The sequence below is a fragment of the Streptococcus sp. SM5 genome, assembly GCF_027497975.1.
Window position 1 is genome coordinate 97,504 of record NZ_JAJNSC010000007.1, and the last position, 24,827, is coordinate 122,330.

General features: G+C 40.9%; 23 protein-coding genes. 19 read left to right on the top strand and 4 right to left on the bottom strand.

All coding sequences use genetic code 11. The features are described 5' to 3' along the window. The first annotated feature begins 61 nt into the window (after window positions 1–61). The 9 genes from leuS to pepC all read left to right on the top strand — a co-directional run bounded on the left by leuS (window position 62) and on the right by pepC (window position 9,842). On the top strand, window positions 62–2,563 hold the full coding sequence (gene leuS / locus PAN07_RS07130; RefSeq protein WP_269797590.1) for a leucine--tRNA ligase: 2,502 nt from the start codon (window positions 62–64) through the stop codon (window positions 2,561–2,563). Window positions 2,564–2,674: 111 nt separating this feature from the next. After that, the gene (locus tag PAN07_RS07135; protein ID WP_269797591.1) at window positions 2,675–3,367 is read left to right on the top strand and encodes a GNAT family protein; all 693 of its coding nucleotides are present in this window, start codon (window positions 2,675–2,677) and stop codon (window positions 3,365–3,367) included. Window positions 3,368–3,378: 11 nt separating this feature from the next. Then, complete coding sequence (locus PAN07_RS07140; RefSeq protein ID WP_269797592.1) at window positions 3,379–3,801, top strand: GNAT family N-acetyltransferase; 423 nt, start codon at window positions 3,379–3,381, stop codon at window positions 3,799–3,801. A gap of 275 nt (window positions 3,802–4,076) precedes the next feature. Further along, window positions 4,077–4,940, top strand: a complete 864-nt coding sequence (locus PAN07_RS07145; protein WP_269797593.1) for an ABC transporter ATP-binding protein — start codon at window positions 4,077–4,079, stop codon at window positions 4,938–4,940. Further along, a complete protein-coding gene (locus tag PAN07_RS07150; protein ID WP_269797594.1) occupies window positions 4,940–5,794 on the top strand; it encodes an ABC transporter permease in 855 nt (284 codons plus the stop codon). Before PAN07_RS07145 ends, PAN07_RS07150 begins: the two co-directional genes overlap by 1 nt. Before the next feature lie 166 nt (window positions 5,795–5,960). After that, window positions 5,961–6,959 (top strand): Holliday junction branch migration DNA helicase RuvB, encoded by a 999-nt coding sequence (gene ruvB / locus PAN07_RS07155; RefSeq protein WP_006151318.1) that lies wholly within the window; start codon window positions 5,961–5,963, stop codon window positions 6,957–6,959. Beyond that, on the top strand, window positions 6,940–7,512 hold the full coding sequence (locus tag PAN07_RS07160; RefSeq protein WP_269797595.1) for a nucleotidyltransferase family protein: 573 nt from the start codon (window positions 6,940–6,942) through the stop codon (window positions 7,510–7,512). Before ruvB ends, PAN07_RS07160 begins: the two co-directional genes overlap by 20 nt. 165 nt (window positions 7,513–7,677) lie before the next feature. Next, window positions 7,678–8,400: a pseudouridine synthase gene (locus tag PAN07_RS07165; protein ID WP_269797596.1), complete on the top strand. Its 723-nt coding sequence runs from the start codon at window positions 7,678–7,680 to the stop codon at window positions 8,398–8,400. Window positions 8,401–8,507: 107 nt separating this feature from the next. Next, window positions 8,508–9,842 carry an aminopeptidase C gene (pepC, locus tag PAN07_RS07170; protein WP_269797597.1) on the top strand — a complete coding sequence of 445 codons (1,335 nt, stop codon included), beginning with the start codon at window positions 8,508–8,510 and terminating at the stop codon, window positions 9,840–9,842. Between the two features lie 65 nt (window positions 9,843–9,907). On the opposite strand, the gene PAN07_RS07175 is transcribed toward pepC, so the two are convergent. The 3 genes from PAN07_RS07175 to PAN07_RS07185 all read right to left on the bottom strand — a co-directional run bounded on the left by PAN07_RS07175 (window position 9,908) and on the right by PAN07_RS07185 (window position 12,713). Further along, entirely contained in the window at window positions 9,908–10,819 is a 912-nt protein-coding gene (locus PAN07_RS07175; RefSeq protein WP_269797598.1) for a PTS system mannose/fructose/sorbose family transporter subunit IID, read from the bottom strand. 14 nt (window positions 10,820–10,833) lie between these two features. After that, a complete protein-coding gene (locus tag PAN07_RS07180; RefSeq protein ID WP_250307691.1) occupies window positions 10,834–11,646 on the bottom strand; it encodes a PTS mannose/fructose/sorbose transporter subunit IIC in 813 nt (270 codons plus the stop codon). Between the two features lie 77 nt (window positions 11,647–11,723). Next, entirely contained in the window at window positions 11,724–12,713 is a 990-nt protein-coding gene (locus PAN07_RS07185; RefSeq protein ID WP_269797599.1) for a PTS sugar transporter subunit IIB, read from the bottom strand. 321 nt (window positions 12,714–13,034) lie between these two features. Between PAN07_RS07185 and PAN07_RS07190 the strand changes: the two genes are divergently transcribed. The 7 genes from PAN07_RS07190 (at window position 13,035) to PAN07_RS07220 (ending at window position 20,120) form a co-directional block, all read left to right on the top strand. Further along, the gene (locus PAN07_RS07190; RefSeq protein ID WP_269797600.1) at window positions 13,035–14,312 is read left to right on the top strand and encodes a gamma-glutamylcysteine synthetase; all 1,278 of its coding nucleotides are present in this window, start codon (window positions 13,035–13,037) and stop codon (window positions 14,310–14,312) included. 74 nt (window positions 14,313–14,386) lie between these two features. Next, window positions 14,387–15,871: a threonine synthase gene (gene thrC, locus PAN07_RS07195; protein WP_269797601.1), complete on the top strand. Its 1,485-nt coding sequence runs from the start codon at window positions 14,387–14,389 to the stop codon at window positions 15,869–15,871. 60 nt (window positions 15,872–15,931) lie between these two features. After that, a complete protein-coding gene (locus PAN07_RS07200; protein ID WP_269797602.1) occupies window positions 15,932–17,212 on the top strand; it encodes an MATE family efflux transporter in 1,281 nt (426 codons plus the stop codon). A 3-nt stretch (window positions 17,213–17,215) separates the two neighbouring features. Beyond that, the gene (locus tag PAN07_RS07205) at window positions 17,216–17,836 is read left to right on the top strand and encodes an HAD-IA family hydrolase (protein WP_269797603.1); all 621 of its coding nucleotides are present in this window, start codon (window positions 17,216–17,218) and stop codon (window positions 17,834–17,836) included. A gap of 171 nt (window positions 17,837–18,007) precedes the next feature. Continuing rightward, window positions 18,008–19,093, top strand: a complete 1,086-nt coding sequence (locus PAN07_RS07210) for a LysM peptidoglycan-binding domain-containing protein (protein ID WP_269797604.1) — start codon at window positions 18,008–18,010, stop codon at window positions 19,091–19,093. Between the two features lie 228 nt (window positions 19,094–19,321). Further along, window positions 19,322–19,747 (top strand): MarR family winged helix-turn-helix transcriptional regulator, encoded by a 426-nt coding sequence (locus PAN07_RS07215; protein WP_269797605.1) that lies wholly within the window; start codon window positions 19,322–19,324, stop codon window positions 19,745–19,747. Between the two features lie 10 nt (window positions 19,748–19,757). Next, window positions 19,758–20,120 (top strand): DUF1304 domain-containing protein, encoded by a 363-nt coding sequence (locus PAN07_RS07220; protein ID WP_269797606.1) that lies wholly within the window; start codon window positions 19,758–19,760, stop codon window positions 20,118–20,120. A gap of 45 nt (window positions 20,121–20,165) precedes the next feature. Here PAN07_RS07220 and PAN07_RS07225 read toward each other — a convergent pair whose 3' ends face one another. Beyond that, on the bottom strand, window positions 20,166–21,023 hold the full coding sequence (locus tag PAN07_RS07225; protein WP_269797607.1) for a DUF975 family protein: 858 nt from the start codon (window positions 21,021–21,023) through the stop codon (window positions 20,166–20,168). A 116-nt stretch (window positions 21,024–21,139) separates the two neighbouring features. Here PAN07_RS07225 and tgt point away from each other — a divergent pair, with 116 nt between their 5' ends. From tgt to PAN07_RS07240, 3 genes are all read left to right on the top strand, one after another. After that, window positions 21,140–22,282: a tRNA guanosine(34) transglycosylase Tgt gene (gene tgt, locus PAN07_RS07230; RefSeq protein WP_142558792.1), complete on the top strand. Its 1,143-nt coding sequence runs from the start codon at window positions 21,140–21,142 to the stop codon at window positions 22,280–22,282. Window positions 22,283–22,414: 132 nt separating this feature from the next. Beyond that, window positions 22,415–24,232, top strand: a complete 1,818-nt coding sequence (locus tag PAN07_RS07235; protein WP_269797608.1) for an acyltransferase family protein — start codon at window positions 22,415–22,417, stop codon at window positions 24,230–24,232. A 143-nt stretch (window positions 24,233–24,375) separates the two neighbouring features. Beyond that, window positions 24,376–24,717 carry a metal-sulfur cluster assembly factor gene (locus tag PAN07_RS07240; RefSeq protein WP_269797609.1) on the top strand — a complete coding sequence of 114 codons (342 nt, stop codon included), beginning with the start codon at window positions 24,376–24,378 and terminating at the stop codon, window positions 24,715–24,717. Window positions 24,718–24,827: the final 110 nt, after the last annotated feature.

The following is a 24,827-nucleotide window of genomic DNA, read 5'->3' on the forward strand; positions in this document are numbered from 1 at the left end:
CGTCTTTCAAATTTCCTCAAAAATGGTATAATAGGAGCATCACGAAAATTGGAGAGACAGCATGAGTTTTTACAATCATAAAGAAATCGAGCCTAAGTGGCAAAAATACTGGGCTGACCATCATACCTTTAAGACGGGAACCGACGCTTCAAAACCTAAGTTTTATGCATTGGACATGTTCCCTTACCCATCTGGAGCGGGTCTTCACGTAGGACACCCAGAAGGCTACACAGCAACAGATATCCTCAGTCGTTTCAAACGTGCCCAAGGCTACAATGTCCTTCACCCAATGGGATGGGATGCTTTTGGTTTGCCTGCTGAGCAATATGCTATGGATACAGGGAATGACCCAGCGGAATTTACAGCAGAAAACATTGCTAACTTCAAACGCCAGATCAATGCCCTTGGTTTCTCTTACGACTGGGACCGTGAAGTCAATACGACAGATCCAAACTACTATAAGTGGACGCAATGGATCTTTACTAAGCTTTACGAAAAAGGCTTAGCTTATGAAGCGGAAGTCCCTGTAAACTGGGTTGAAGAATTGGGAACAGCTATCGCCAATGAAGAAGTCCTCCCTGACGGAACCTCTGAACGTGGTGGCTATCCCGTTGTCCGCAAACCAATGCGCCAATGGATGCTCAAAATCACTGCCTATGCTGAGCGCTTGCTCAATGACTTGGATGATCTTGACTGGCCAGAGTCTATCAAGGATATGCAACGCAACTGGATCGGGAAATCAACTGGTGCCAATGTAACCTTCAAAGTAAAAGGAACAGACAAGGAATTCACTGTCTTTACGACACGTCCTGATACCCTTTTCGGTGCAACTTTCACAGTTTTAGCTCCTGAGCATGAACTAGTAGATTCCATCACAAGTCCAGAACAAGCAGAGGCTGTAGCTGACTACAAACATCAAGCTAGCCTCAAGTCAGACTTGGCTCGTACAGACCTTGCCAAAGAAAAAACAGGTGTTTGGACAGGTGCTTATGCCATTAACCCTGTAAATGGCAAGGAAATTCCAATCTGGATTGCCGACTATGTTCTTTCTAGCTATGGAACAGGTGCTGTTATGGCCGTACCTGCCCACGACCAACGTGACTGGGAATTTGCTAACCAATTTGACCTTCCAATCGTAGAAGTCTTGGAAGGTGGAAACGTTGAAGAGGCCGCTTACACGGAGGATGGCCTTCACGTCAACTCTGACTTTTTGAACGGTCTCAACAAAGAAGAAGCGATTGCTAAAATCGTATCTTGGCTAGAAGAAAAAGGCCTTGGTCAAGAAAAGGTTACCTACCGTCTCCGCGACTGGCTCTTTAGCCGTCAACGTTACTGGGGTGAACCAATCCCAATCATTCATTGGGAAGATGGAACTTCAACAGCTGTTCCAGAAAGTGAACTCCCACTTGTCTTGCCAGTAACCAAGGACATCCGCCCTTCAGGTACTGGAGAAAGCCCATTGGCTAACTTGACAGACTGGCTGGAAGTGACTCGTGAGGATGGTGTCAAAGGTCGTCGTGAGACTAATACTATGCCACAATGGGCAGGTTCAAGCTGGTACTACCTCCGCTATATCGATCCACACAACACTGAGAAATTAGCTGATGAGGACCTTCTCAAACAATGGCTACCAGTAGATATCTACGTGGGTGGGGCAGAACACGCAGTTCTTCACTTGCTCTACGCTCGTTTCTGGCACAAATTCCTCTATGATATCGGTGTCGTTCCAACCAAAGAACCATTCCAAAAACTCTTTAACCAAGGAATGATCTTGGGAACAAGCTACCGTGACCACCGTGGAGCTCTTGTGGCAACTGACAAGGTTGAAAAACGTGACGGTTCCTTCTTCCATGTGGAAACAGGAGAAGAGTTGGAGCAAGCACCAGCTAAGATGTCTAAATCTCTCAAGAACGTGGTCAACCCAGACGATGTGGTGGAACAATACGGTGCTGATACCCTTCGTGTCTATGAAATGTTCATGGGACCACTCGATGCTTCCATCGCTTGGTCTGAAGAAGGTCTGGAAGGAAGTCGTAAATTCCTTGACCGTGTTTACCGTTTGATCACAAGTAAAGAAATCGTTGCGGAAAACAATGGCGCTCTAGACAAGGTTTACAACGAAACTGTTAAGTCTGTCACTGAGCAAATCGAGTCCATGAAATTCAACACAGCCATTGCCCAACTCATGGTCTTTGTCAATGCTGCTAATAAGGAAGACAAACTCTATGTGGACTACGCCAAAGGCTTTATCCAATTGATTGCCCCATTTGCGCCTCACTTGGCAGAAGAACTCTGGCAAACAGTGGCAGCAACAGGCGAGTCTATCTCTTATGTAGCTTGGCCAACATGGGACGAAAGCAAATTGGTTGAAGACGAAATCGAAATCGTCGTCCAAATCAAAGGAAAAGTCCGTGCTAAACTCATGGTAGCCAAAGACCTTTCACGCGAAGAATTGCAAGAAATTGCTCTAGCTGACGAAAAAGTCAAAGCAGAGATTGATGGCAAAGAAATCGTGAAAGTAATTAGTGTACCTAATAAGCTTGTAAATATCGTAACAAAATAAATTTAAAAGTCCTTCAGAGCTAAGTTCTGGAGGATTTTTTGAATATTACCTGTGAGATGTGATATACTATTCACATCTTTATACTTATAAGAGTGAGACAAGGAGAAAGCTATGCCAGTAAATGAATATGGTCAGATGATTGGTGAACCTGTAGACGACACACCCAGAGTTTTGCCCTCACTTGTACGGATAGAAGGACAGTATACGATTATCGAAGCTTTGTCAGTAGAAAAGCATGCGGAGGATTTGCTGGTTGTTTATGGTCCAGATACTCCTCGAGAGATGTGGACCTATCTCTTTCAGGAGCCAGTGGCAGATATGGAGGAACTGGTCAGCCTTTTAAATCAGATGTTAGCTTGTAAGGACCGTTTTTACTATGCGATAATAGACAAGGAAACGGGCAAGGCATTGGGAACTTTCTCTCTCATGCGCATTGACCAGAATAACCGAGTAATAGAAGTGGGTGCCGTCACCTTTTCGCCTGCTCTTAAGGGTACGAGGATAGGGACGGAGGCTCAATATCTCCTAGCTCGTTATGTCTTTGAAGAGCTTAACTATCGCCGTTATGAGTGGAAATGTGATGCGCTAAATCTACCTTCTAGAAAAGCAGCAGAGCGTTTGGGCTTTATCTACGAGGGAACCTTCCGCCAAGCTGTTATCTATAAAGGTCGCACCAGAGATACGGATTGGTTGTCCATGATCGATAAGGACTGGCCTCAAGTCAGAGCTCGCTTGGAAGCGTGGTTGCATCCTGAAAATTTTGATAAAAATGGGCAGCAGTACAAGAACTTAAGAGAGCTCTAAGAGGTGGAGATATGATTACCGTTAGAAAACAAGGAGTTGTTACTTTAGATGACGTTTTGCATCTCTATCAGGCAGTTGGTTGGACAAACTATACCAATCAGCCTCAGATGTTGGAGCAGGCCTTGTCCCATTCGCTAGCGACTTATCTTGCCCGTGATGGTGAGGAAATCGTTGGTTTAGTGCGTCTGGTTGGAGATGGTTTTTCATCCGTTTTTGTCCAGGATTTGATTGTTTTGCCTAGCTATCAGCGCCAAGGAATTGGTAGTAACTTGATGAAAGAAGCCTTAGCTGACTACAAGGATGCCTACCAAATCCAACTAGCGACTGAACAGACAGAAAAAACATTGAGGTTTTACCGTTCTCTGGGGTTTGAAACCTTATCTACTTATGATTGTACAGGAATGATTTGGGTGGATCGAAAAAAATTAAAATAATTTTTTCACTTAAGCTAATTTTAAGTATTGTCTTATATCATATAGTTATTAAATAAAGACCTCCTAACTTTATTTAATAGAAATCCTAAACTTTTCTTTTTCATAATAATCTCCCTAAAGAAGCCACCAAATCAGGTGGCTTTTTTTGTGTTCAAATGCAGAAGTTTTAAGGTAGAATTGACCACATAATCATCCATTTCGACCACATAGCTCCAAAGTGTATTTTTTCTTTTTCCTTTTTGTTAAACTGAGAGTGTGAAAAGGAGGAAGGAAATATGATTTTACAAGCAAAAGGTCTCACTAAGAACTATGGAGACCATATAGCAGTTAGAAATATAAATTTAGAGTTTAAAAAAGGGAGTTTTAATGCAATCTTAGGACCTAATGGGGCTGGCAAATCGACCACGATTTCAATGTTAATCGGACTTAAACGAGCTACTAATGGTCAAATCATCTATGCGCCCAATACTAGGATTGGAGTTGTTTTTCAAGCAAGTGTATTGGATGAAAAGTTGACAGTCAAAGAAAACCTAACCATTCGAGCCCAGCAGTATAAGGGGATTAAAGGTGGTCGTGTGGAAGATTTAATCAATCAACTAGGGTTGACTGCTTTTCAGAAACAACTTTATGGAACTTTATCAGGAGGACAGAAACGTCGAGCTGACATTGCTCGGGCTCTCCTATCCAATCCCGATATTTTATTTCTAGATGAGCCTACGACTGGACTAGATATTCAGACTCGCAAATCCATTTGGGATTTATTGTATCGTCTACAAAGAGATGAAGGGATGACCATTATCTTAACGACTCATTATCTGGATGAAGCAGATGAGGCAGATCAACTTTATATTATAGATCATGGAAAGGTCATTGCCCAAGGTTCTGCTGCTGAGATTAAAAGTGAGTACGCTTCCAATCTTTTAAAAATTTGTTTTAAAGACAAGCAGGTGGAGAAATTCTTACCTAAAAATATGCCTGTGGAAAAGGAAAATGAGTTTGAGTATAGTCTTTATCCTAAGAGCCAATTGGAAGCTATTGATTATTTGACTCAAGTTCGTGAGAAGATTGCTGGCTTTGAATTTCGTCCAGGAACTATGGATGATGCCTTCATAGCCCTTACAGGAAGAGAGGTGCGCTAATGTTAGCCTTATTAAAACGTGATTTTTTGTTGTATTTTCGTAATCGTTCAGGAGTCTTTTTCTCATTACTAGGAGCTTTGATTTCCTTTCTACTCTATATCATTTTTTTGCAGAAAAATTTGATGGATGCCTGGTCTCAACTTCCTGATAATAAGAGCCTTTTAAATAACTGGCTGATGGGCGGAACCTTGGCTGTGACTGGGATTACAACCAGTTTTACAGCTTTGACCCAGATGGTACAAGACCGTGAAAATCAAGTGGATCAGGATCTCTTTTTGACAGACTTAGGGAGCTGGGGCATGCAACTGTCTTATCTTATTAGTAGCCTTATCATTTCCTTTGTTATGCAAGCCTTTATGCTTATTGTTATGAGCCTTTATTTTCAAGAAATTCCAGCTATGAGTAAGCTATTTGAAATAAGTTTAATCATGCTACTAAGTAGTCTCCTTTCAACATTGGTAAATGTACTCTTGATTTATCATTTCCAGTCAGTAGATAGTCTGGGTAAATTGGCTACCATTGTAGGTACAGCTTCAGGATTTTTAGTAGGAACTTATGTACCAATGGGAATTCTTCCTAATTTCGCTCAAGTTCTCATGAAGTGCACACCGGCTACCTATCTTGCTTCTCTCTATAGACAGGTCTTAATGAAGGAGCAATTAGAAACTACATTTATGGGGAATAGTAGCTTATTAGAAGAGTTTCAAGAAAAATTAGGAATCCGGCTTAATTGGCAGAACCTTTTAACAAAGGAAGAAACATACTTAATAGTGGTGAGTATCTGCCTCCTAACTTTTCTGCTTTGGCTGGTAGTAGTTAAAATATCTAGCAAAAAAATAAAAATTATAGGTTAAGTTAACTTTAAGTTTACTCATGTATCATGTAATCATTAAGTAAAGACCTCCTAACTTTATTTAATAGAAATCCTAAACTTTTCTTTTTCATAATAATCTCCCTAAAGAAGCCACCCAATCAGGTGGCTTTTTTGTTTGTCTACTAGATTTTTGCTATAATAGGAACATGAGTAGAATTTTAGATAATGAAATCATGGGCGATGAGGAGTTGGTAGAACGTACCCTCCGTCCCCAATATTTACGTGAATATATCGGACAAGACAAGGTCAAGGATCAGCTTCAAATCTTTATCGAGGCAGCAAAAATGCGTGATGAGGCGCTGGACCATGTTCTTTTGTTTGGTCCTCCAGGTCTCGGGAAAACAACCATGGCCTTTGTCATTGCCAATGAATTGGGAGTTAATCTCAAACAGACGTCTGGTCCCGTTATCGAAAAAGCTGGTGATTTAGTAGCGATTTTGAATGACTTGGAGCCAGGAGATGTTCTTTTTATTGACGAGATTCATCGCTTGCCCATGTCGGTAGAAGAGGTGCTATATAGTGCCATGGAAGACTTCTACATCGACATCATGATTGGAGCAGGGGAAGCTAGCCGTAGCGTTCATCTAGACTTGCCTCCGTTTACCTTGATTGGGGCGACGACACGAGCAGGGATGCTTTCAAATCCTCTCCGAGCTCGTTTTGGAATTACTGGTCACATGGAATACTATACCCATGACGACTTGACAGAGATTGTCGAGCGGACGGCAGATATCTTTGAAATGGAAATTACCCATGAGGCAGCTTCGGAGTTGGCTTTACGTAGCCGTGGAACTCCTCGTATCGCCAATCGTCTCCTCAAGCGCGTGCGCGACTTTGCACAGATTATGGGCGATGGCTTGATTGATGATGTGATTACGGATAAGGCTTTGACCATGCTGGATGTAGACCATGAAGGTTTGGACTATGTAGACCAGAAAATTCTCCGCACCATGATTGAAATGTACGGTGGCGGTCCTGTCGGTTTAGGAACACTTTCGGTAAATATTGCTGAAGAGCGTGAGACGGTAGAGGATATGTATGAACCTTACCTGATCCAGAAAGGCTTTATCATGCGAACTCGTTCAGGACGGGTCGCGACTGCTAAGGCCTATGAACATTTAGGGTATGAATACATTGAAAAATAAGATTGAAATCTTAGATTTTTTTAGAGAAAATCATGATATGATGGCTATTCTGACTATCATCCGTGACCTGGAATTGAAAGATTCCTGGTTGGCAGCTGGTTCGGTCCGAAATTTTATCTGGAATCTTTTGTCCGATAAACCAGCCTTTGACCGTGAAACGGATGTGGATGTGATTTTCTTTGACCCAGATGTGAGTTATGAAGAAACGTTGGCTATAGAGAACAAGTTGAGAGAGGACTTTCCCCAGTATCAGTGGGAGCTGAAAAATCAAGTCTATATGCACCAGCATAGTCCCCATACGGAACCGTATGTGAATTCCTGTGATGCCATAAGTAAATATCCTGAACGTTGTACGGCAGTAGGACTTCGCTTGCATACTGACGCAACTTTAGAGCTCTTTGCGCCTTATGGTTTGGAGGATGTTTTGAACTTTCAGGTTCGTCCAACTCCTCATTTTTTAGAAAATCAAGACCGAATGAAGCTCTATCAAAAGCGTTTATCTAAGAAAAATTGGCAAGAAAAATGGGAAAATCTCAAATTTAAAATATCTTAAGGAAACTTTAAGTTAGGGGTTGTATACTTATCTCATAAGTTAAAAAGAACTTAACTTAAACTCCTAAAACTTTTTCATAATAATCTCCCTATAAAAAAATTAAGTCGCCCAATCAGGCGGCTTTTTTTGTTCTAAGTCTATGCTTTTTCATGATATAATAGCCCTATGAGATTAGATAAATTTTTAGTAGCCTGCGCTGTCGGTAGCAGGACGGAGGTTAAAAACTTTCTAAAGGCTGGGCGCGTGACGGTCAATGGCAAAAAGGAAAAATCTGCCAAACTGCAAATTAATGAAGAGTCAGATGAGATTTGCTTTGATGGGCAAGTTTTACACTATGAAGAGTTTGTCTACTATATGATGAACAAGCCCCAGGGGGTTATCTCAGCGACTGAAGATCCCAAACACAAGACTGTATTGGATTTGTTGGATGACTTAGCTCGTTCAAAGGAAGTTTTCCCAGTAGGACGTTTGGATATTGATACGCATGGACTCTTGCTCTTGACCAATGATGGCCAGTTGGCCCATGCTCTTCTTTCGCCTAAACGCCATGTGGATAAGATCTATCTGGCGCAGGTTGATGGAATCATGACGGATGAAGACATTGAGACATTTGCCAAGGGAATTCCGCTCAAGGACTTTACCTGTCAGCCTGCCAAACTGGAACTTGTGTCAATGGATGCAGAAAAGAATCAAAGTCTGGTTCGTGTGACTATTGCAGAGGGGAAATTCCACCAGGTTAAACGTATGGTAGCTTATTGTGGCAAGGAAGTGGTGGACTTGCAGCGTCTGAATATGGGAATTTTAACCTTAGATGAAAATTTGAAACCTGGAGAATGGCGTCGCCTAAGTAAGGAAGAACTAGAAGGCTTGCTTGAGAGTGTTAAGTAAACTAAATAATAGCAAAAGGTAGGTAGAATATCCCTGCCTTTTTCAGTTTTTGGTTGCTTCCTTTGTGAAAAGAGTTATAATAGACAGTAAGAATAAAGGAGGATTTTATGAACGCGATTCAAGAATCATTTACAGATAAATTATTTGCTAATTATAAAGCAAATGTTAAATACCAAGCTATCGAAAATGCTGCTAGCCATAACGGTATTTTTGCAGCCCTTGAGCGTCGTCAGAGTCATGTAGACAACACACCTGTTTTCTCACTTGATTTGACTAAGGACAAGGTCACTAACCAGAAAGCATCTGGTCGTTGCTGGATGTTTGCGGCTCTCAATACTTTCCGCCACAAGCTCATCTCTCAATACAAACTTGAAAACTTTGAATTGTCACAAGCTCACACCTTCTTCTGGGACAAGTATGAAAAGTCTAACTGGTTCTTGGAGCAAGTGATTGCGATTGCAGATCAAGAATTGACCAGCCGTAAGGTTAGCTTCCTACTCCAAACTCCACAACAAGACGGTGGACAGTGGGATATGGTAGTAGCTCTCTTTGAAAAATACGGTGTCGTACCTAAGTCTGTTTATCCAGAATCTGTTTCATCTAGCAGCAGCCGTGAGCTCAATGCAATCCTTAACAAATTGCTTCGTCAAGATGCTCAAATCTTGCGTGACCTCTTGGCTTCTGGCGCTGACCAAGCGACTGTTCAAGCTAAGAAAGAAGACCTCTTGCAAGAAATCTTTAATTTCCTTGCCATGTCACTAGGTCTCCCACCACGTCAGTTTAACTTTGCTTATCGCGATAAGGATAACAACTACCAAAGCGAAAAAGGCATCACGCCACAAGAATTTTACAAGAAATACGTTGACCTTCCACTAGAAGACTATGTTTCTGTGATCAATGCTCCAACTGCTGATAAACCTTACGGTAGATCTTACACAGTTGAGATGTTGGGAAATGTTGTTGGTAGCCGTGCAGTTCGCTACATCAACGTACCGATGGAACGCTTGAAAGAATTGGCCATTGCCCAAATGCAAACAGGAGAAACTGTCTGGTTTGGTTCAGATGTCGGCCAGCTCAGCAACCGTAAAGCAGGAATCCTTGCGACAGATGTTTATGACTTTGAATCAAGTATGGACATTCAACTCACTCAAGACAAGGCAGGACGTTTGGACTACAGCGAAAGCTTGATGACCCACGCTATGGTCTTGACAGGTGTTGATTTGGATGAAAATGGTAAATCAACTAAGTGGAAAGTTGAAAATTCATGGGGAGACAAGGTCGGTACAGATGGTTACTTTGTTGCCTCAGATGCTTGGATGGACGAATACACTTACCAAATCGTTGTTCGTAAAGAATTGCTGACAGCAGAAGAACAAGCTGCTTATGAAGCAGAACCAATCGTGCTTGCACCATGGGATCCAATGGGTGCCTTGGCAGAATAATTGAAAATAAAAAAGAATCAGGTGATAAACCTGATTCTTTTTTTGTTTGTACATTCTCGCCGAGATTACATGATACCGAAGAAACGAGCTGCGATACCAACTGCAAAGAGGGCAAGGATGATTGTGATTGGAGATACTTTTTTCTTAAGCAACCACATGCAAAGGAAAGTAAGGAGAAGTCCCATCAATCCTGGAATCAATGAGTCCAACTGACCTTGAAGTGTTTGTGGTTGAACGCTATCCAAGCTCATACCACTAAGTGCTTGGCCGAGGATTCCCTTCAATTCTCCACCTGTAACAGCACCTTCTGGGAAGTTGATGTAGGCACCTTCTGACAGTTGTTTACCTGGAAGGTTGATAGTGAAGTTGATGGATACCCAACGTTGTACAAGAACGGCAAGGATGAACATACCAAGGATAGATGCACCCTTAGTGATGTCTTTCAAGATACCACCTGACATGTCTTTAGTGATTTCAGATCCAGCTTTGTAACCAAACTCTTGTGTATACCAAAGGAATGACATACGGATTGCATTCCATCCAAAGAAGAAGAGAAGTGGTCCAACGATGTTACCAGTTGCAGCAAGTGATGCACCAAGGGCACCAAGGATCGGACGAACTGTAAACCAGAAGACTGGGTCACCGATACCAGCAAGAGGTCCCATCATACCGATCTTAACACCTTGGATAGCAGCGTCATCGATTTCTGTACCGTTTGCGCGTTCTTCTTCAAGTGCAAGAGTAACCCCCATGATTGGAGCAGCCACGTATGGGTGAGTGTTGAAGAATTCAAGGTGACGCTCAAGAGCAGCAGCTTGATCTTCTTTAGTTGTATAAAGTTTCTTGATAGCTGGGATCAAAGAGTAAGCCCAACCCAAGTTTTGCATACGTTCGTAGTTCCATGAACCTTGAAGGAATTGTGAACGCCACCAAACTTTTTGGCGATCTGATTTTGATAATTGAATTTTTTCAGCCATGATTGTTCCCCTTTCTAGTAGTCTTCTAGGATATCACCGATTGGATCGTTAGAAGTTGCAGCTCCTCCGCCACCGTTTCCACCTTGTTTTGAAAGGTTGAGGTAGATGAAGGCAAGGGCAACACCGATGACACCAAGGGCAATCAAAGTCAATTGAGAGATTGCTGCAAGAGCAAAACCGATAGCGAAGAATGGCCATACTTCACGAGTTGCCATCATGTTGATAACCAAAGCGTAACCAACGGCAACGACCATGGCACCACCAACAGCCATACCACCGTTCAACCAGTCTGGCATTAAACCAAGAGCGTCTTGAACAGCAGAAGCTGGGATAGCGATAAGGAAGGCTGCAGGAACAGCGATACGAAGACCCTGAAGAATAAGGGCAAAGTAGTGAGCGCGCTCAACAGCTGCAATGTTACCTTCTTTAGCGGCAGCATCAGCAGTGTGAACCAAGGCGACTGAAATTGTACGAACAATCATAGTCAAGAAAAGTCCAGCTACGGCAAGAGGGATTGCAGTTGCAGTTGCCACTGCTATACCTTCAGTAGTAAAGTTACCACCTTTAATCATGATGATTGCAGCGGCAACAGAGGCAAGGGCAGCGTCAGGAGCTACGGCAGCACCGATGTTTGCCCAACCTAGAGCAATCATTTGAAGTGATCCACCAAGCATAACCCCTGCTTCGAGGTTACCAGTTACAAGACCGATAAGGGTACATGCGACGATTGGTTGGTGGAATTGGAATTGGTCGAGGATACCTTCAAGACCTGCAAGGAAGGCAACAAATACGACCAAGATAGCAGAAATAATTGAAATATCTGACATGGTTTTATTCCTTTTCTATTTAATTATAATGAAGAGTATTATCATTCTTCTAATGATTCCTTAGAAGTAGATTTTGATTATTGAACGTTAGCTTTTTTGATTAAATCAAACAAATCTTTCTTAGTGTCGTTTGGTACTTTACGTACGTCAAATTCAACACCGAGATCACGCATTTTTTCAAATGTAGCAACGTCGTCTTTGTCCATTGACAATACGTTGTTGACCATTGTTTTACCAGTTGAGTGAGCCATTGATCCAACGTTAAGAGTCTTGATAGGCACACCGCCTTCGATAGCACGAAGAGCATCTTGAGGTGTTTCAAACAAGATAAGGGCGTGTGTTTCACCAAAACGAGGGTCTTTAGCAACTTCAATCAATTTTTGGATTGGAACAACGTTAGCCTTCACTCCGTTTGGAGCTGCTTGTTTGATCAATTCTTTACGAAGGTCATCTTTAGCAACGTTATCTGAAGCAACGATGATACGGTTAGCTTTTGAATCTGGTGTCCAAGCAGTTGCGACTTGTCCGTGAAGAAGACGTGTGTCGAGACGCGCAAGATTGATTTTCAATTTACCGTCTCCGATAACAGTCCCTTCTGGGATAGCAGCTTGGACTACAGGCGCAGCTTCAGTAGTTGCAACTTCCTCAGCTGGATTTAACTCTTCTGGAAGAGCCTTGATGCCATCTTTGGCTTCTTTAATGATGTTCGCAGCGACTTTATCCACGCCAGCCGCAGCATCCATTAGGCGCTCTGTGTAGGCTTGGATTAACATCGGTAAGTTAAGTCCTGTGATGATGGCAAATTTACGTTCAGGGTTTTCTCCCATCACGCGGCTAGCTTGGTTAAATGGAGACCCACTCCAAAGGTCAGCCAAGACTAGAACCTCATCTTCTGCGTCAAATGCAGCCACAGCATTATTGAACTTCGCGTATAAATCGTCTGGACCTTCGTTTGGCATAAAGGTTATAACTTGAACCTTTTCTTGTTCACCAAAGATCATAGATCCTGACTGATGAATACCAGCGGCAAATTCACCGTGGCTCGCAATAATGATTCCGATACTCATTATTGTCATTCCTCCTTATAAAATGTTTGACTCGTAGTTTAAGAAAACTTTAAGACTATTTAAGTATAAATCGTTTTCATAAAAAAATCAACTACTTATACTAAACTTTCAAAAATTTGTGAAAATGTTTACTTTTAAAACATTGATATATCAATGTATTTGAATATAAGATAAAAATAATAGTATAAAAATTAGTATAAAAGTTTTAAATGTCTTATTAAAATTAGGAAAGATATTTTTCAAGATGCTTCTGATTCAGTTTTTGGTATAATAGATAGTAATTTATTTTTCTGGTTAGAAAATTTAGAGTGAGAGGTGTTTATGTCCCCTTCCATCCAGTTATTAAAAAATCGTTATTTAAAACATATTAAAGAAAATCCGGATCTCTACATCGGTATTGAGTTGGAGTTTCCTATCGTCCATATAGGTGGAAATCCTACTAATATTGAAGTTAGCAAGGAATTAATGCGATTCTTAGTAGAAGCTCTAGATTTAGAAGTTGAAAGATTGGATGAAGAGGGCAATCCAATTCAACTTGTAGAACCAATCAGTCAAGATCGTATTTTATTTGAGGTTTCCTACACGACCTTGGAGTTTGCTTTTGGTAGGGCTCAGAATATCCAAGAGGTTGAAGGACGTTTTCAGGCCTATATGAAGGTAATCCAAAGAAAACTAGGAGAAAAGCACCATGCTATCCAGGGTTGGGGGATTCACCCAAACTGGAATCAAAATGACAATCGACCTGTAGCTTATATACGCTATCAGATGCTGATGGATTATCTGCGTATGGGGAGTCACCAAGAAAGTGCGCATTTACATGACTTTCCACAATACGGAGCTTTCATCTGCGGGAGTCAAGTCCAGTTGGATGTTTCGACCGCTAACTACCTACGTGTCATCAATGCTTTCACTCAGATTGAGTCAGCCAAAGCTTTCTTATTTGCCAATTCTGAGTTTTCTGGAGCAGACTGGGACACCCAGATTTCACGAGATATTTTTTGGGAAGAATCCATGCATGGGATTTATCCAGAGAATGTTGGTGTCAATACCAGACTCTTTAAAGATGAGGATGATTTCTTTGATTATTTAGACCATTCTGCGATTTTCACAGCAGAACGAGATGGAGAAACCTATTATTTTTCTCCGATTCAAGCTAGAGATTACCTAGCTACTAATGAGATTCATGCTTATACTATAAATGGGAAAGAGACTCTGCTTGCCCCTCAAGAGAAGGATTTCCAAACGCACCGTAGCTACCAGTTTCAAGACTTGACAACAAGAGGTACTGTTGAATTTCGTAGTGTTTGTACACAACCGCTAGACCGCACCTTTGCTTCAGCAGCCTTTCATCTAGGTTTGTTGGTGAATCTTGACAAGTTTGAAACTTACCTAGAAACAGCACCTTTCTTTGAGAGATTTGGTCGTGACTACAAGTCTTTGAGAAGACAGTTTTCTAAGAAGCAACTCACAGATGAAGAAACAGTTGGGATTGTCCAATTCTCCAAAGACTTGCTAGCGATAGCAGAGCAAGGACTTGAGATGAGAGGTCAGAGCGAAATGGCTTATTTAGTGCCTTTGAAAGAAGAATTGGGCCTATAATTTTCCTATAAAGGAAGAATTTTCTAAAAAATCATGTTATAATGAATAAGACTATAGATAAAGGATAGAGATTTATGACATTAGTTTATCAATCAACGCGTGATGCGAAAAATACCGTAACAGCCAGTCAGGCGATTTTGCAAGGTTTGGCAACAGATGGAGGCTTGTTCACTCCAGTAAGCTATCCAAAGGTGGATTTGGATTTTGACACATTAAAAGACGCTTCTTACCAAGAAGTAGCTAAGCTTGTCTTGTCAGCTTTCTTGGATGACTTTACAGCAGAAGAGTTGGACTACTGTATCACCAACGCCTATGACAGCAAGTTTGATACACCGGCAATTGCCCCTCTTGTCAAACTTGATGGTCAATACAACTTGGAATTGTTCCATGGTTCAACCATCGCCTTTAAGGATATGGCCTTGTCTATCTTGCCTTACTTCATGACAACGGCAGCTAAGAAACACGGTTTGGAAAACAAGATTGTCATCTTGACAGCGACATCTGGAGATACTGGGAAGGCTGCTATGGCAGGTTTTGCAGATGTGCCTGGTACTGAGATTATCGTCTTTTATCCAAAAGACGGGGTCAGCAAGGTACAAGAGTTGCAAATGACCACTCAAACGGGCGAAAACACTCATGTTATCGCCATTGATGGAAACTTTGACGATGCACAGACTAATGTGAAACATATGTTCAATGATGTGGCTCTTCGTGAGAAATTGGCAGCCAACAAGCTCCAGTTCTCATCAGCTAACTCTATGAATATTGGTCGTTTGGTCCCACAGATTGTCTATTATGTTTATGCCTACGCTCAACTTGTTAAAACTGGCGAAATTAATGCTGGTGATAAGGTTAACTTCACCGTACCGACAGGAAACTTTGGAAATATCTTGGCTGCCTTTTACGCTAAACAAATCGGCCTACCAGTCGGCAAGTTAATCTGTGCTTCAAATGACAACAATGTCTTGACAGATTTCTTTAAAACTCGTGTCTATGACAAGAAGCGTGAGTTTAAGGTAACTACTAGTCCATCTATGGATATCTTGGTCTCTTCAAACTTGGAGCGCTTGATTTTCCATCTTTTGGGAAATGATGCGGTTAAGACAGCTGAACTCATGACTGCTTTGAACACCAAAGGTCAATATGAGTTGACTGATTTTGATGCAGAGATTCTTGACCTCTTTGCAGCAGAGTATGCGACTGAGGAAGAAACGGCAGCAGAAATCAAGCGTGTTTATGAGGCTGATTCGTATATTGAGGACCCTCATACAGCAGTTGCCTCAGCCGTATATAAAAAATATCAAGCAGCGACTGGTGATGTGACTAAGACCGTGATTGCTTCAACAGCTAGTCCATACAAATTCCCAGTAGTTGCAGTAGAAGCTGTAACAGGGAAATCAGGATTGAGCGACTTTGAAGCCTTGGCTCAGTTGCATGAGATTTCAGGTGTTGCCTTGCCACCAGCAGTGGATGGCCTTGAAACAGCTCCAGTTCGTCACAAGACAACTGTTGCCGCAGCAGATATGCAGGTTGCAGTAGAAACTTATCTAGGACTTTAAAAGAGAGGAAGTAAACTCGGTTGGGAAACTAACTGAGTTTCTTTTCATCAGGAGGAAGGATTGTTTAAGAAAAATAAGGATATTCTCAACATTGCTCTGCCAGCCATGGGTGAAAATTTCTTGCAGATGCTCATGGGAATGGTGGACAGTTATCTGGTAGCTAACCTTGGTTTGATCGCCATTTCGGGTGTGTCTGTAGCTGGAAACATTATCACTATTTATCAGGCTATTTTTATTGCCTTGGGAGCAGCCATTTCCAGTGTCATTTCCAAAAGTTTGGGACAGAAGGACCAGTCTAGGCTAGCCTATCACGTAACAGAAGCACTTAAGATTACCTTACTACTGAGCTTGGTTTTAGGAGTCTTATCCATCTTTGCAGGTCGAGAGATGATAGGTCTTTTAGGCACAGAAGCGGCTGTTGCTGAGAGCGGTGGACTTTACCTATCATTGGTGGGTGGTTCAATTGTTCTCTTGGGCTTTATGACTAGTTTTGGGGCTTTGATTCGCGCTACCCACAATCCTCGACTTCCGCTTTATGTTAGTTTTTTATCAAATGCTTTAAATATCCTTTTTTCAAGTGTCGCTATTTTTATCCTTGATATGGGAATAGCTGGTGTAGCTTGGGGGACTATTTTGTCTCGTTTGGTAGGGGTTGTAATTTTGTGGTCACAATTAAAACTTCCATATGCAAGGCCAAGTTTGGGACTGGATAAAGACTTATTGACCTTGGTTTTACCTGCTGCTGGAGAACGTCTCATGATGAGGGCTGGTGATGTCGTCATTATTGCCTTGGTTGTTTCCTTTGGAACTGAGGCCGTCGCGGGGAATGCTATTGGTGAGGTTTTGACACAGTTCAACTACATGCCTGCCTTTGGTGTTGCCACGGCAACAGTTATGCAGGTAGCTCGAGCAGTTGGAGAGAATGATTGGGCAAGGGTGGACAGACTAAGTAAGCAAACTTTTTGGTTGTCTTTCTTTCTCATGTTGCCTTTAACGCTTAGTATCTATGCTCTCGGGACACCACTAAGCTATCTCTACACCAGCGATCCTGTGGCTATCAAAGCCAGTGTTTTAGTGACTCTTTTTTCACTTTTAGGGACTCCTATGACAACGGGGACGGTCATTTATACAGCTGTCTGGCAAGGTTTGGGAAATGCCCGACTTCCCTTTTATGCGACAAGTATTGGAATGTGGTGCATCCGTATTGGGACTGGTTACCTGATGGGAATTGTTCTTGGTTGGGGATTGCCTGGTATCTGGGCAGGAACGATTTTGGATAATGGTTTCCGTTGGATTTTCCTACGCTTTCGTTATAAATCTTATATGACATTGAAAGGATAAGAAATGCAAGAAACGGCTTTTATTTGGGATTTAGACGGGACCTTATTGGACTCCTATGAAGCTATTTTGTCAGGAATTGAGGAGACCTATGCACAGTTTTCCATTCCTTTTGACAAGGAAAAAGTTCGAGCTTTTATCTTGAAATACTCTGTCCAGGATTTACTAGTGCAAGTGGCAGAAGAAAGAGGCTTGGATGTTGATAAGCTCAATCAAGTCCGTGCTCATAGCTTGGCTGAAAAGAATGCCCAGGTCATCTTGATGCCAGGTGCGCTTGAAGTCTTATCTTGGGCAAATCAGCAAGGAATTCAGCAATTTGTATACACCCACAAAAGCGATAATGCCTTGACTATTTTACGAGATTTGGGCTTGGATGTTTGTTTCACAGAAATTTTGACAAGCCAGAGCGGTTTTGCTCGTAAACCAAGTCCAGAAGCAGCGACCTACCTTATCAGCAAGTACCATTTAAAACCAGAGCGCACCTATTACATAGGAGATCGCCTTTTGGATATAGAATTTGCACTAAATAGTGGAATAAAGAGTCTGAATTTTTTTAGTTGTAATAAAGAAGGAAACCAACAAATAAGAGCATTAGAGGATATTATCACTCTCTTGAGCAATCAATGATGTCTGGAGCAATATGTCAGCTTTATGACAAAAATCTAACAAACTATTTCAATCAATGTGGTTTGTTACAGAGTCTAAACAGTTTTGTTAAATAGCCTCAAAAGGGCTTTTTTTCTCTTTTCTTTATGTTATGATAGACATGTACTACATTGAAAAAGGAGTTTGAATAGTATGAAGAAACGAATTATTTTGGCATCAACGGTAGCTTTATCAATTGCCCCTGCCTTGGCAGCTCAAGCAGAAGAAGTTGTATGGTCACCACGTACAGTTGAGCAAATTCAAAACGATGTTGCTAAAAACGAAAATAAAACAAGTTATACAATTAAGTATGGAGACACCTTAAGCACGATTGCAGAAGCTTTGGGAGTAGACTTAAACGTCCTTGCAAACTTAAACAAAATTACGAATATTGACTTGATTTTCCCAGACACTGTACTGACTACAATTGTTAATGAACAAGAAGAAGTAACAGGGGTTGAGGTCTATACACCAGAAGAAGTAGGTTCTGATGTAGCAAGTGCAACAGCAGATTTGAAAAAGAACCAAGTAATCGTAGATGACCAAACTGTACAAGTTGAAGATTTGACTAAACCAGTAGCAGAAACAGAAACTGTAGTTGAAGCAGCAACTCCACAAGCTGATGTAGAAGCTGAAGTGACTTCAACTGTAGCAGCTGAAGTCGTAGCTCCAGTAGAAGAAACAGTTACTGCAGCAACAACAGTTCAACCAGTAACTGAAACAACGACTGTTGCGCAAGAACCAGTAGCAGAAACAACGACTGTAGCTGAGCCAGCAACAACAGAAGCTGAACCAGTAACAACAACTTATCAGGCAGAACCAAGCCAAGCTTCATCGCCAACTTATGCGGCACCAGCGGCTCCTGATTATGCAACTATTGCAGCTACAAAATCTGAAAATGCAGGTCTTCAACCACAAACAGCTGCTTTCAAAGAGGAAGTTGCCAAGTTATATGGTATCACGTCATTTAGTGGTTACCGTCCAGGAGATCCAGGTGACCACGGAAAAGGTCTAGCGATTGACTTCATGGTTCCAGTTAGCTCAGCTCTTGGAGATCAGGTTGCTGAGTATGCGATTCAGAACATGGCTAGCCGTGGAATCAGTTATGTTATCTGGAAACAACGTTTCTATGCACCATTCCCAAGTAAATATGGACCAGCCTACACTTGGAATCCAATGCCAGACCGTGGAAGCGTAACAGAAAACCACTATGACCACGTTCACGTATCTATGAACTAATAAGATAAGAGAAGTAGGGGACTAATTCAGTTTCCTCTTCTTTTTTATTTTCAAATTCTTAGGTAGCAAAGATAAACTCCAGACATAAAATTTGGAAATATAGTTGTTTGGGATTGTGGCTAGCAGATAAATTTAACGGATTGAGCAAAATAGTTGCGTTTTTAACCTGTTTGCATTATACTTGATAAGTCAATAGTTGATAAATCAAATATTAACAAGGGAATAGAAATGACAGAAATAAATGAATTACTCTATCAGCTCCACTTAGTAGATCAGACGATTACTCAACTTTTTGAGAAACAATTGGGAATTAGTTTGACCCGCTATCAAATTCTGCAGTTTTTATTGCAAAAGTCACCGTGTAACCAAACTGCCGTTCAAGAGAAGTTACAGATTGACCAAGCAGCTTTGACCCGACATTTTAAGGTATTAGAGTCAGAGGGCTATGTCAGCCGTAAGCGTAATCCAGTCAATCAGCGGGAAGTCCTAGTTGAATTAACCCAAGAGGCTAAGAATCAACTCTTGGTCAATCCACCTAAATATCACTTGAAAGTGAAGGGACAGATGGAAAACATCTTATCGACTGGTGAGCAGAAAGAGCTGATAACTCTACTGACCAAACTAGTGTCAAGTCTAGAAAAAATAGAATTTTAAGGAGAAATCAATGTCACTCATTACTACTATACTAGCAACTATTGTTGCCTTGGAACATTTTTATATTTTTTATTTGGAGAGTATCGCAACCCAATCAGATGCAACCAGCCGAGTTTTTAATATGGATAAGGAAGAGTTGACTCGACCATCTGTAGCCTCACTGTTTAAAAATCAAGGAATCTATAATGCCTTGATTGGGGTGTTTCTTATCTATGGGATTTATTTCTCGCATAGCTTAGAAATCGTAACAATCTTTGTTTTATTTGTTATAGGAGCAGCGACTTATGGTGCCTTAACAGCAGATAAAAAGATTATTCTAAAGCAGGGAGGCCCAGCAATTGTAACCTTACTAAGTATCCTTTTCTTAAGATAAAAAACCAGCACTTTCTATGAAGGTGCTGGTTGTTAATATTTCACATTAAACTTTTCTGCGTTTGATTTCAAGTAACCTTTGATAGAAGAAGATTTGATTGCTATAAATATATGGGTATATAGAAAAACTTGCAATGCCAAAGCTGATCCAGATGAGGAAATACCAAGGTAGGAGCTGTAAATCAAGCACAAATCGTTGGAATTTGTAGCCTTTCATAAGAAAGCGGCTGGTTTCAAGTGTACGACTTGGTTTGGCAATTCCTATTGCTAGAGTGTCGCAAAGTAGTAGTTCTACTTGGGAGTATGCATAGTATTGAGGAAGATAAAGAGCGGTCCCTATAAGTATCAGAAAGACACTGCCAAAAAAATAAAGTGCAAAAGTAAGCAGAAACTGTTCAATATCTGGATTTGTAAGATCGACAGATGGAAATTCAGGATGAAGTTCCACAAATTTTCGAGCCATTAGATTGCTGTAAAAAAGATAGTAAACTCCAAGTAGATTGGGTAGGCTCCATAAAAAGAGGTAGAAACGTTTCAGTAGAAGAGTCAGGAAAGTTTGAGTAAAGAAACGGTTATCAAACAATGCTAAACTATCCTTGAAAGAAAGTTCTGTCTCAGGAACTCTGAATAGACTGAGAGTTGTAAAAAGAGCACCAATTAAGATAATGGAGCTTGCAAAGCCAAAGACTAGAGGAAAGAGGGAGGATTGAATTACCGTTATCAAAAAACTGAAAAAGGATTGCTCCAGAATTTCTTCATTAAGTAATGATAAGGGGCTTATAAAGCTAGAGATAATCAAAAGGATGCTTGGCAATAAATAGACGAGCATCAGTCTAGGATGTTCTGCTGGGAACTGTCGTGCTTGTTGACGGACTTCTTTTAAATCAATCTTTGGATATTTCATGCTTTCATTATACCATAGTTCGTGACAGTTCCTGTTTTTTTTGATAGAATCATACAGTATGCCCTTGGGTGCAGAGTAAGGACTGGGACTGTTTTTCCCGGTTTCGGAGGTAAAAAATGTCAGAATCACCAATCAAATATCGATTAATTAAGAAAGAAAAACATACAGGAGCTCGTCTGGGAGAAATTATCACACCGCATGGAACTTTCCCAACGCCCATGTTTATGCCAGTTGGTACACAAGCAACTGTCAAAACTCAGTCTCCAGAAGAGTTGAAAGAGATGGGTTCAGGAATTATCCTTTCTAACACTTATCATTTGTGGCTTCGCCCTGGGGATGAACTGATTGCTAGAGCTGGTGGTCTTCACAAGTTCATGAATTGGGATCAACCGATTTTAACGGATAGCGGTGGATTCCAAGTATATTCCCTAGCAGACAGCCGTAATATTACAGAAGAAGGGGTAACCTTCAAGAACCACCTCAACGGTTCTAAAATGTTTCTATCACCTGAAAAAGCTATTTCTATCCAGAACAATCTAGGCTCAGACATTATGATGTCTTTCGATGAGTGTCCGCAGTTCTATCAACCTTATGACTATGTGAAAAAGTCCATTGAACGGACGAGTCGTTGGGCAGAGCGTGGTTTAAAGGCTCACCGTCGTCCACATGACCAAGGTTTATTTGGGATTGTACAGGGAGCAGGTTTTGAAGACCTTCGTCGTCAATCAGCTCAAGATCTTGTAAGTATGGATTTTCCTGGTTACTCTATTGGTGGCTTAGCAGTGGGTGAAACTCACGAAGAGATGAATGCAGTCTTGGACTTCACCACTCAACTTCTTCCTGAAGATAAGCCTCGTTACTTGATGGGAGTGGGAGCGCCGGATAGCTTGATTGATGGGGTCATTCGTGGTGTAGATATGTTCGACTGTGTCTTGCCGACTCGTATTGCACGTAATGGTACTTGTATGACCAGCCAAGGTCGTTTGGTTATCAAGAATGCCCAGTTTGCGGAGGATTTCACACCACTTGATCACGAGTGTGATTGTTACACTTGTAAGAACTATACTCGTGCTTATCTTCGCCACTTGCTTAAGGCAGATGAGACCTTTGGTATCCGTTTGACAAGCTACCATAATCTATACTTCTTGCTTAATCTGATGAAACAGGTTCGTCAAGCTATTATGGATGATAATCTTTTGGAATTCCGTGAACATTTTGTTGAAAAATATGGCTATAATAAATCTGGACGCAATTTCTAACATTTATTGATAATAAAGCTAAAATCCTAAGGTTTCTCTTAGGATTTTTATCTTTTTTTTGATAAAATAAATGTATTATGGAATGAAAATTAGAAGACTTTTATGCTTCTGATAAATGGAGAATAAACTCGTATGCGTATTAAATGGTTTTCCTTGATTAGGATTACAGGTCTACTCTTGGTGCTCTTGTACCATTTCTTTCAGACGATTTTCCCAGGGGGATTCTTTGGTGTGGATGTCTTTTTCACTTTCTCAGGTTTCCTTATCACCTCACTATTGTTAGAGGAGTTTAGCCAAAAAGGGGAAATTGATATCATAGGTTTTTTCAGGAGACGCTTTTATCGAATATTTCCTCCTGTTGTGATGATGGTACTTGTCATCATGCCTTTTACCTTGATGGTTCGACAAGATTATATAGCTGGAATTGGTGCTCAAATTGCAGGAGTTCTTGGCTTTATGACCAACTTCTATGAAATGTTGACGGGTGGAAGCTATGAATCACAATTTATCCCTCATCTCTTTGTTCACAACTGGAGTTTGGCAGTTGAAGTTCACTATTATATTTTGTGGGGATTAGCAGTTTGGTTTCTGTCTAAACGCTATAAGACCAGCGGCCAGTTACGAGCTACAGTCTTTATCCTCTCATCTGCTGCCTTTCTGATTAGTTTTCTTTCCATGTTCATTGGTAGTTTTATCGTAAGTTCATACTCTACAGTTTACTTTTCTAGTTTTACGCATGTCTATCCTTTCTTTTTAGGTAGTGTGTTGGCAACTATAGTAGGAGTTCGTCAAACAACACCAATTCTAAAACGATTAAATAAGCTTTTAGATTTGAAGCAAACCTTGCTAGTTTTTGCGGGAGGTCTAGGAGTATTGCTCTTACTAACGTTCTTTGTCAAGTTTACTTCCCTATTTACTTATTTGCTAGGTTTCTTGCTAGCAAGTCTAGCAACACTTGTTATGATAGTAGCGACTCGCCTTTTGCATGAGAAAACAGAGTCTATTGAAGAGCCTAAAATCGTCAGCTTTTTAGCAGACACTAGCTATGCAGTCTATCTATTTCATTGGCCCTTCTATATTATTTTCTCTCAGCTAATGGGAAATCTATTAGCAGTTATCCTAACAACGATCTTCTCGTATCTTTTTGCGACACTATCTTTCTACGTGATTGAGCCTTTAATTGCAGGAAAGTCGACTTGGCTTTTGGAAAAAGCAAAAGAGATTCCGCATATTAAGCCTATTTTCGCTGGGAGCATTGGAGTGCTTGGGTTAATCACGCTGATTGTAGTGATATTAGCTCCACAAGTTGGTGCCTTTGAAACAGACTTGACTGTTAATGGGCTTAAACAAGCTCAAACAAGTCTAGCTCGAACCAAGACGATGGCAGATCAAGAAGAAGCAAGTCGATACAATATTGCTGAAGGTGTATCCATTATTGGGGACTCTGTAACCTTGAGAGCAACTCCTGGTTTACAAGAAGTTTTACCTGATGCTCAGACAGATGCGCAAGTTAGTCGAAATACTAAACAAGCAAGTGCTATCATGCTATATAATAGCCAAAATAAAGCTTTGCCTAAAATTGTAGTAGTTGCTACGGGAGTCAATAATCCTGAGGATTATAAAGCAGATCTTGATATCTTGATTTCGAATTTGCCAAAAGGACATCAGCTTGTCCTTGTGACTCCATATGAGGGTGATACAAGTCAAGAAACTCAGCCGTATGTTGAAAAATATGCAAGCTATGCTCGTGAAGTGGCTCAACAATACCCATATGTTGAGATTGCCGACTGGAACCAAGTGTCTAAAGACAATCCAGACATTTGGAAAGGTACTGACCAGGTTCATTTTGGTAAAGACAATACTAAATTAGAAGAAGGTGCCAAGCTATATGCAGAAACAATTGTTTCTGCTATCAAAGCTCTTGAAGATAAGCCGGTCAAATCAAAATAATTACTTGTAAGCAGAGATAATCATCTCTGCTTTTTTAGAGTCAATGAAGGAGACAATAAACTAATATAGCATTTGTGAAAAAACTTGCCAACTTTTTGGAATTATGAGAAAATAGAGAATATTTATCAGGTGGAGGAACTGCTATGAGAGACGATATCAAGATCAATGACCGTGCTCTAGCCTTGGAAAATCAGATTATTGAAAAACTAGAAAAAGTATATGATACTGATGTAGAGCTAGATGTATACAATCTTGGATTGATTTACGAGATTGACTTGGACGAAAACGGACTTTGTACAATAGTCATGACATTTACAGATACCGCTTGTGACTGTGCAGAAAGTTTACCAATCGAGATTGTTGCAGGCTTAAAGGAGGTTGATGGAATTAATGATGTCAAGGTTGAGGTAACCTGGTCTCCTGCATGGAAAATCACACGTATTAGCCGCTATGGACGTATTGCCTTAGGGCTACCCCCGCGTTAAATAATAGAGAGATATGGGATGAATTATGAATCGGGATTAAAGACCCGATTTGTATTTTCCTTTTTTTGTTTATTTAATTTTATACAATAAACAAAAATTTTTGTTAAGAC

Excerpts from the sequence above, each read along its gene's own strand:
- leuS (WP_269797590.1), top strand. The coding sequence starts at position 62 with ATGAGTTTTTACAATCATAAAGAAATCGAGCCTAAGTGGCAAAAATAC.
- PAN07_RS07135 (WP_269797591.1), top strand. The coding sequence starts at position 2,675 with ATGCCAGTAAATGAATATGGTCAGATGATTGGTGAACCTGTAGACGAC.
- PAN07_RS07140 (WP_269797592.1), top strand. The coding sequence starts at position 3,379 with ATGATTACCGTTAGAAAACAAGGAGTTGTTACTTTAGATGACGTTTTG.
- PAN07_RS07145 (WP_269797593.1), top strand. The coding sequence starts at position 4,077 with ATGATTTTACAAGCAAAAGGTCTCACTAAGAACTATGGAGACCATATA.
- PAN07_RS07150 (WP_269797594.1), top strand. The coding sequence starts at position 4,940 with ATGTTAGCCTTATTAAAACGTGATTTTTTGTTGTATTTTCGTAATCGT.
- ruvB (WP_006151318.1), top strand. The coding sequence starts at position 5,961 with ATGAGTAGAATTTTAGATAATGAAATCATGGGCGATGAGGAGTTGGTA.
- PAN07_RS07160 (WP_269797595.1), top strand. The coding sequence starts at position 6,940 with ATGAATACATTGAAAAATAAGATTGAAATCTTAGATTTTTTTAGAGAA.
- PAN07_RS07165 (WP_269797596.1), top strand. The coding sequence starts at position 7,678 with ATGAGATTAGATAAATTTTTAGTAGCCTGCGCTGTCGGTAGCAGGACG.
- pepC (WP_269797597.1), top strand. The coding sequence starts at position 8,508 with ATGAACGCGATTCAAGAATCATTTACAGATAAATTATTTGCTAATTAT.
- PAN07_RS07175 (WP_269797598.1), bottom strand. The coding sequence starts at position 10,819 with ATGGCTGAAAAAATTCAATTATCAAAATCAGATCGCCAAAAAGTTTGG.
- PAN07_RS07180 (WP_250307691.1), bottom strand. The coding sequence starts at position 11,646 with ATGTCAGATATTTCAATTATTTCTGCTATCTTGGTCGTATTTGTTGCC.
- PAN07_RS07185 (WP_269797599.1), bottom strand. The coding sequence starts at position 12,713 with ATGAGTATCGGAATCATTATTGCGAGCCACGGTGAATTTGCCGCTGGT.
- PAN07_RS07190 (WP_269797600.1), top strand. The coding sequence starts at position 13,035 with ATGTCCCCTTCCATCCAGTTATTAAAAAATCGTTATTTAAAACATATT.
- thrC (WP_269797601.1), top strand. The coding sequence starts at position 14,387 with ATGACATTAGTTTATCAATCAACGCGTGATGCGAAAAATACCGTAACA.
- PAN07_RS07205 (WP_269797603.1), top strand. The coding sequence starts at position 17,216 with ATGCAAGAAACGGCTTTTATTTGGGATTTAGACGGGACCTTATTGGAC.
- PAN07_RS07210 (WP_269797604.1), top strand. The coding sequence starts at position 18,008 with ATGAAGAAACGAATTATTTTGGCATCAACGGTAGCTTTATCAATTGCC.
- PAN07_RS07215 (WP_269797605.1), top strand. The coding sequence starts at position 19,322 with ATGACAGAAATAAATGAATTACTCTATCAGCTCCACTTAGTAGATCAG.
- PAN07_RS07220 (WP_269797606.1), top strand. The coding sequence starts at position 19,758 with ATGTCACTCATTACTACTATACTAGCAACTATTGTTGCCTTGGAACAT.
- PAN07_RS07225 (WP_269797607.1), bottom strand. The coding sequence starts at position 21,023 with ATGAAATATCCAAAGATTGATTTAAAAGAAGTCCGTCAACAAGCACGA.
- tgt (WP_142558792.1), top strand. The coding sequence starts at position 21,140 with ATGTCAGAATCACCAATCAAATATCGATTAATTAAGAAAGAAAAACAT.
- PAN07_RS07235 (WP_269797608.1), top strand. The coding sequence starts at position 22,415 with ATGCGTATTAAATGGTTTTCCTTGATTAGGATTACAGGTCTACTCTTG.
- PAN07_RS07240 (WP_269797609.1), top strand. The coding sequence starts at position 24,376 with ATGAGAGACGATATCAAGATCAATGACCGTGCTCTAGCCTTGGAAAAT.